Source organism: uncultured Algibacter sp., from assembly GCF_905480415.1.
GTDB lineage: Bacteria > Bacteroidota > Bacteroidia > Flavobacteriales > Flavobacteriaceae > Algibacter_B.
Window position 1 is genome coordinate 1 of the sequence record NZ_CAJQQI010000176.1, and the last position, 6,097, is coordinate 6,097.

Here is a 6,097-nt window from a genome sequence, read left to right on the forward strand (position 1 = left end):
GTAACACTTCTTTTGATTTTCTTAATATTAGAATAGATATTCCGACTGAATATTAGTTCCAGGTTTATTCCAGATGAGTGTTTTTTCGAGATTTATTTAAACTATATCTTCTTCAATAGAGTAATAACGTCACTGTAGTCATCCGTCCAGATAACGGGATTTGTTCCAACACCTTCATCCCATTCTGCGAAGTGTTTTTTGACTCTTGGATGTTCCATAAAAGCTCTATTCTTGGTCAGGAGAATCCACGTAGCACTTTTTATTCCGAGTGATCGATCTTTTTTATTCTTAAATTTCGCAATATGGGTTTGAAAAACTCCAGCCATATTATAAACTAAAGGCTCCAATTCAAAGTAAAGATTTGAAATATGTATAGCTAATATTCCATCTTCATTTAAATGATTGAAGTATAGCTGAAATGCTTCTTTTGTAAGCAAATGAATTGGAATAGCATCACCACTAAATGCATCTACCGCCAGTACGTCAAATTTCTTTGAACCTGATGTTCTGAAAGCTCTTTCTAATTCGATTCTTCCATCCCCAAGCACTACATTTACATTATCTCCAGCATTGCTTAAATAAGTAAAATATTTTTTTGCTAAATAGTCTACTTCTGGATTAATCTCATAATACGTATGTTTATCTAATGGTGTACAGTATGTAGCAACAGTTCCTGTGCCCATTCCAATCATTCCTACATTCATTCCCTCATTTATGCCTGCTTTTTGTTTTTCTTTCTTATGATGCATTCTTAACGCTATTCCAATTCCACTATGGGGTGAAAAATAACTAGTGCTCCATTGTTGTGAAACAGAATCTCTAAATTGCATACCATGATTTATTCTTCCATGATATAGTTTATAATAATGAGAAGGGGACCCTTTATCAGTTTCTAACACTCTTAATACACCATAAAAATTCCTTCGACTTTCTAAAACGTTATCTTTAAAATCTGACACAAAATGTAAGATATGGTAATTAAAATACATGGCAGAAGTGAACATGATTGCTCCAACCGTGTATGGTATCCATTTAGGGGTTTTTGCACCTGGAGATAAGATAAATGCAATAGCAGAAAATATGAGTGTTAAAACAAACGCAATTGGAAATTCCCAGAAACCCACAAACAGTTCAGGAGCAACAAATGTTACAAAACATCCACCTAAAGCTCCTCCAAGGGATACCATGATATAAAAGAAAGTGAGATGTTTGCTTGATGGTTTTAATCTGACCATTTCACCATGACATACCAAAGTAGCAACAAACATAGCTCCAAAATACATAACTAAGAGCTCAACAATCTTGGTTCCTTCGAATTCTGGTTTTTCTACAAGCAAATAAAATACTCCACATACTGCCACAAAAAGTAAGGGCATCCAAATCCACCTGATATACCATCTAGGACTGTCAAAAGCGATAATAAAAGTTATGAGATAAAGAGCTAATGGAACTATCCATAAAAAAGGAATTACCGCTACATCCTGACAAACAAAATTTGTTGTAGCTAATAGCAAAATAGATCCAATTGCAGACAAGCATAACCAGAGTATAGGTTTAATAAAACCAATAGGATTTGAATTATCTTTTGTCTCTAATTTTATTTTTTCAGAAACATTTTGTACTGTTTTATATAATTCTATTCCACTCCAACCACAAAATAGAATAAAAACCCCGTAGCCTATTGACCATCCAATTGTCTGGCTATAGAGTCCAAAATTTGGTTCGAATAAAAAGGGATAGCTTAATAATCCTAGCAAAGACCCAAGGTTGGAAAGTGCATAAAGTCTGTAAGGAGATTTATCAGTAAATTTTTTACTAAACCAATGTTGTAATAGCGGTCCTGTGGATGATACCATAACATATGGAAAGCCTACTGTACTTCCTAAGAGAATAATTATATCCCAAATTGGAGAAGAGACAGAATCAGGTTTTAGCGATTCTGATGGAGTTATTGGCATTAATAATAAGGAAATTATGAGAATAGTAAAGTGAATAATCACTTGTTTTTTTGAGTCAAAGAACTTACTCAAAATATGGGCATAACTATACCCAATTAATAAGCCAAATTGGAAAAAAAGCATACATGTACTCCATACAGTTGGACTACCACCAAACCAAGGTAATATATACTTTGCGAGCATAGGTTGTACCTGGAAAAGCAGAAATGCACTAATAAAAGTGGTAATTGCGAATTTCATATATAAAAGTTTATCAATACGAATATAGACCAAAATGTAGAGTTTTAGCTACGAATTAAAATTACTTTATAAGTTTTATAAATAAGCTAGTATAATGTGACCATATTTCAAGATTGATTTGAGAACCTAAACCCAATTCAAGTTGATTTCCCTCTAAAGTTTAATAATGAATATAACGAGACCAAAGCCCAAACCGCTTCTAGAATTATAAATGGCCAATAGTTTAAAAGTATGGATGCTAAACATGCCATAGAAGCTCCAACTAGGTTAAGTGAAATAAATGCTATATGCTTATTAGTAATTTTACCTATAACATTTAAGCAGTAGGCGAGTAGTATTTGAAAAACACCTAAAAAGCCAATCCAGTCAATAAAATTCATTTTTTAGTTTTTAAAAAGTTAATAGCATTTGATGGTTGGGGTTAGAATGTGATGCCGAAATTTGAAAGTCATGTTGTCCAATAATTTCAAATCCTGCTTTATTATAAAAATTTATGGCTTTATGGTTTTTTGTCCAAACAAATAACCACATACCTGATTGATTATTTTTTATAGACTCCTTAAGGTTAAAATTAAATAATGCTATTCCTAATTTCAAACTATGAAAGGCTTGTAGAACATACAAACGCTCTAATTTGGTTACATTTTTAATAGGTATGTTTGGGTGTTGCGTATTCAAAACAATTTTGGAATATCCAACAGCTATTTTATTAAAGTAAATGATATAGAAAATATTATTTGAGTCTTTTAATTCTTCATCAAAAGCTTTTTTTGTAAATTTTTTACTGATATACGTATTAACATTTTCTTTTGACGCACTGTTTCCGTGTGATTCCAGGAAAGAAGTTTTACCAATATGAGTAAGAAGGGCACTATTATTTAAAGTTGCTCTAACTATAGATGTCATAAATTTAAAATCAATATGGACTATTTTAGGATAATAGAAATGATTTAAGCTCTTGGTAAGTACTAATTACAAAAGATTCTTTTTTATTTCCCATAACAGCTTGTATTTGCTTTGGTAAAGGTTGTTCTTCTTTAATAACATCTTCAACCACATCCAAAAATTTTGTTGGATGTGCCGTTTCTAAAAACACACAGTGTGCATTAGGGTTTACTTTTAAATATGCTTTGCAACCCAAGTAGCCAACTGCGCCATGCGGATCAGCAACATAATTAAAGTCGTTATAAATCTCTAACATAGCTTCGCGAGTTTCATCATCTGTAAAACTATAAGAGGATATATTAATTTTTAAGGTCTCAAAGTTATTTTTGTAGATTTCTTGAATACGAATAAAGTTACTTGGAGCACCAACATCCATAGCATTTGAAATAGTTTGTACCGATGGTTTTGGCTCATAGAGTTGAGATGTTAAATATCTTGTTACTACGTTATTGGCATTGTTAGAAGCTATAAAGTGGGAGATAGGCAATCCTAATTGTTGCGCCATCATGCCTGCACAAACATTTCCAAAGTTGCCACTTGGTATCGAAAATACAATATCATCATATTTATTATGGAGTTGCTTGTAAGCAAATATAAAATAGAATAACTGGGGCAACCAACGTGCAACGTTTATGGAATTTGCGGAGGTTAATTGCATTTGGCTCGTTAATTGGTCATCTAAAAATGCGGTTTTCACCATGGCCTGACAATCATCAAAGGTTCCGTTAACTTCAAGAGCTTTAATGTTTTGCCCCAATGTTGTTAATTGCATTTCTTGAATGTTACTCACTTTTCCGCTGGGATATAGAATAACCACATTAACACCTTTAACCCCTAAAAAGCCATTGGCCACGGCACCGCCAGTATCACCAGAAGTGGCTACTAAGACAGTAACTTCGTTGGTGTTATTCTTGTTGAAATAACCCAAACAACGCGCCATAAATCGTGCGCCAACATCTTTAAAGGCCATGGTTGGTCCATGAAACAATTCTAATGTAGAAATGTTATCATTTAGTTTAACCACAGGAAAATCAAATGATAATGTTTCTTCAACTATAGTTTTTAGGATATCCTCTGGGATTTCGGGAGACACAAATTGTTTAATGGCTTCAAAAGCGATTTCAGAATAAGATAAATGATCGATAGTATCCCAAAAAGATTTAGGTAAAGGCGTTATGCTTTGAGGAAAATACAGTCCTTTATCAGGAGCTAATCCTTTAATAACGGCATTTTTAAAAGATGTGTTTGGAGCTTTATGATTGAGTGAATAGTAATTCATTTCTAATTATTTAACTTATTATTTTAACGCCTTCCGTGTTGATTTTAGAGACGTGAATTTCAAATGCAATACCTGTTTTTGAATACACATTTTTTATCGCATCTTTCACGTTATTAGAAGTTTCTAGACTATTACTTAATGTAAATATGGAAGGTCCAGAACCGGAGATACCACAACCTAATGCACCAGCAGTAATGGCCGCTTTTTTCACGGCGTTAAAATGAGGAATTAATTTACTTCTATGTGGTTCAACTACAACATCGTGTAATGATTCTTTTATTAAATCATAATCACTAGTATGTAAAGCATGAATTAAACTTCCAAAGTTTGCCCATTGCGTTATAGCATCACTCAAAGCTATTTTTTTTGGTAAAATGGCACGTGATTCTGATGTTTTTATTTCAATCTGCGGATGAATTATAGTCGCATATAAATCATCTGGAGAAGGAATTTCTAAAATTTGTAATGGTGAAATACTTTTTACTAAAGTAAAACCACCAAACAAGGCAGGAGCAAGGTTATCTGCATGTTCACATTTACTAGCTAATGCTTCACCTTTAATGGCAAATCCAGTGAGTTGCGTTTTGTTAAATGGCCTTCCTAATAATTCATTCATGCCAAATACACTTCCAACAGCACTAGCAGCACTGCTACCAATACCACTTCCTGGCTTAATATTTTTATAAATTTCAATTTCAAATCCAAAATCAACATCTATAGCTTCATACATCGCTAAAGCGGAAACACCAGCCACATTTAAATCTGCTTCATAAGGCAAATCAAAACCTTCAATTTTGGTGATATGAATCCCTTTCTTTTCGGTTTTTCTAATGACCATGTCATCACCAACACTATCCAAGCAAAAGCCTAAAACATCGAATCCACAGGACACATTTGCCACAGTAGCTGGTGAAAATATTTTTATTTCATTCATTTTATATACTTAATAATTCTCGACGGCGTTCGAACGGACAAAAAATCACATATAGTATTTAGTGACTGCCGACTGCTACCGTATACTGTGACTAATTTATTAATCATTCCCAATTCTAATAATATCAGCAAACAATCCGGATGCAGTAACATCTGCACCGGCACCAGCGCCTTTGATGATCATGGGTTGTTTTGGGTAACGTTGTGTATAAAACATAACAATATTATCACTGCCTTCTAAATTATAAAACGGGTGGCCTTCAGGAATCTCCTGTAAACTTACACTGGCTTTTCCATTATCAAGTTTTGCCACATATTTTAATTGGCAATGATTCGCTTTCGAGGAAGCATATAAACTTTGATAATGTGCTTCATCTGCAATTAAGGTATTGTAAAAATCCTCAACTGTATCACTTTTTAATCCAGATGCTGATAAGAATGATGTGTTATCGATGTCTTCCAAATTCATTTCTATACCACTTTCTCTGGCTAAAATTAAAATTTTTCTAGCTACGTCAACACCACTTAAGTCAATTCTTGGGTCTGGTTCTGTATAACCTTCAGCACCAGCTCGTTTTACAACATCGTAAAACTTAGTTTTATCATTAAAATTATTAAAAACAAAGTTTAAACTCCCGGATAATACCGCTTGAATGGAGTTGACTTTATCGCCAGAAGCAATCAAATTATTCAACGTATCAATTACTGGTAATCCAGCACCAACATTCGTTTCAAATAAGAA

Annotated in this window: 5 protein-coding genes and 1 pseudogene; all 6 read right to left on the reverse strand. The window is 33.3% G+C overall.

The genetic code is table 11. The annotated features are described in order from the left end of the window. Window positions 1-101: 101 nt before the first annotated feature. Window positions 102-2,198, reverse strand: a complete 2,097-nt coding sequence (locus QZ260_RS12070) for a fused MFS/spermidine synthase (protein ID WP_295986599.1) — start codon at window positions 2,196-2,198, stop codon at window positions 102-104. Window positions 2,199-2,335: 137 nt separating this feature from the next. Beyond that, window positions 2,336-2,578: a hypothetical protein gene (locus QZ260_RS12075; RefSeq protein ID WP_295986601.1), complete on the reverse strand. Its 243-nt coding sequence runs from the start codon at window positions 2,576-2,578 to the stop codon at window positions 2,336-2,338. Between the two features lie 10 nt (window positions 2,579-2,588). Continuing rightward, window positions 2,589-3,104 carry a GNAT family N-acetyltransferase gene (locus tag QZ260_RS12080; RefSeq protein WP_295986603.1) on the reverse strand — a complete coding sequence of 172 codons (516 nt, stop codon included), beginning with the start codon at window positions 3,102-3,104 and terminating at the stop codon, window positions 2,589-2,591. A gap of 25 nt (window positions 3,105-3,129) precedes the next feature. Next, on the reverse strand, window positions 3,130-4,422 hold the full coding sequence (gene thrC, locus QZ260_RS12085; protein ID WP_295986605.1) for a threonine synthase: 1,293 nt from the start codon (window positions 4,420-4,422) through the stop codon (window positions 3,130-3,132). A 10-nt stretch (window positions 4,423-4,432) separates the two neighbouring features. After that, window positions 4,433-5,356 carry a homoserine kinase gene (locus QZ260_RS12090; protein WP_295986606.1) on the reverse strand — a complete coding sequence of 308 codons (924 nt, stop codon included), beginning with the start codon at window positions 5,354-5,356 and terminating at the stop codon, window positions 4,433-4,435. A gap of 99 nt (window positions 5,357-5,455) precedes the next feature. Beyond that, window positions 5,456-6,097 (reverse strand): annotated as a pseudogene (locus QZ260_RS12095) (bifunctional aspartate kinase/homoserine dehydrogenase I); the annotation flags it as partial.

Coding starts and splice junctions, on each gene's coding strand:
- thrC (WP_295986605.1), bottom strand. CDS start 4,422: ATGAATTACTATTCACTCAATCATAAAGCTCCAAACACATCTTTTAAA.
- QZ260_RS12075 (WP_295986601.1), bottom strand. CDS start 2,578: ATGAATTTTATTGACTGGATTGGCTTTTTAGGTGTTTTTCAAATACTA.
- QZ260_RS12090 (WP_295986606.1), bottom strand. CDS start 5,356: ATGAATGAAATAAAAATATTTTCACCAGCTACTGTGGCAAATGTGTCC.
- QZ260_RS12070 (WP_295986599.1), bottom strand. CDS start 2,198: ATGAAATTCGCAATTACCACTTTTATTAGTGCATTTCTGCTTTTCCAG.
- QZ260_RS12080 (WP_295986603.1), bottom strand. CDS start 3,104: ATGACATCTATAGTTAGAGCAACTTTAAATAATAGTGCCCTTCTTACT.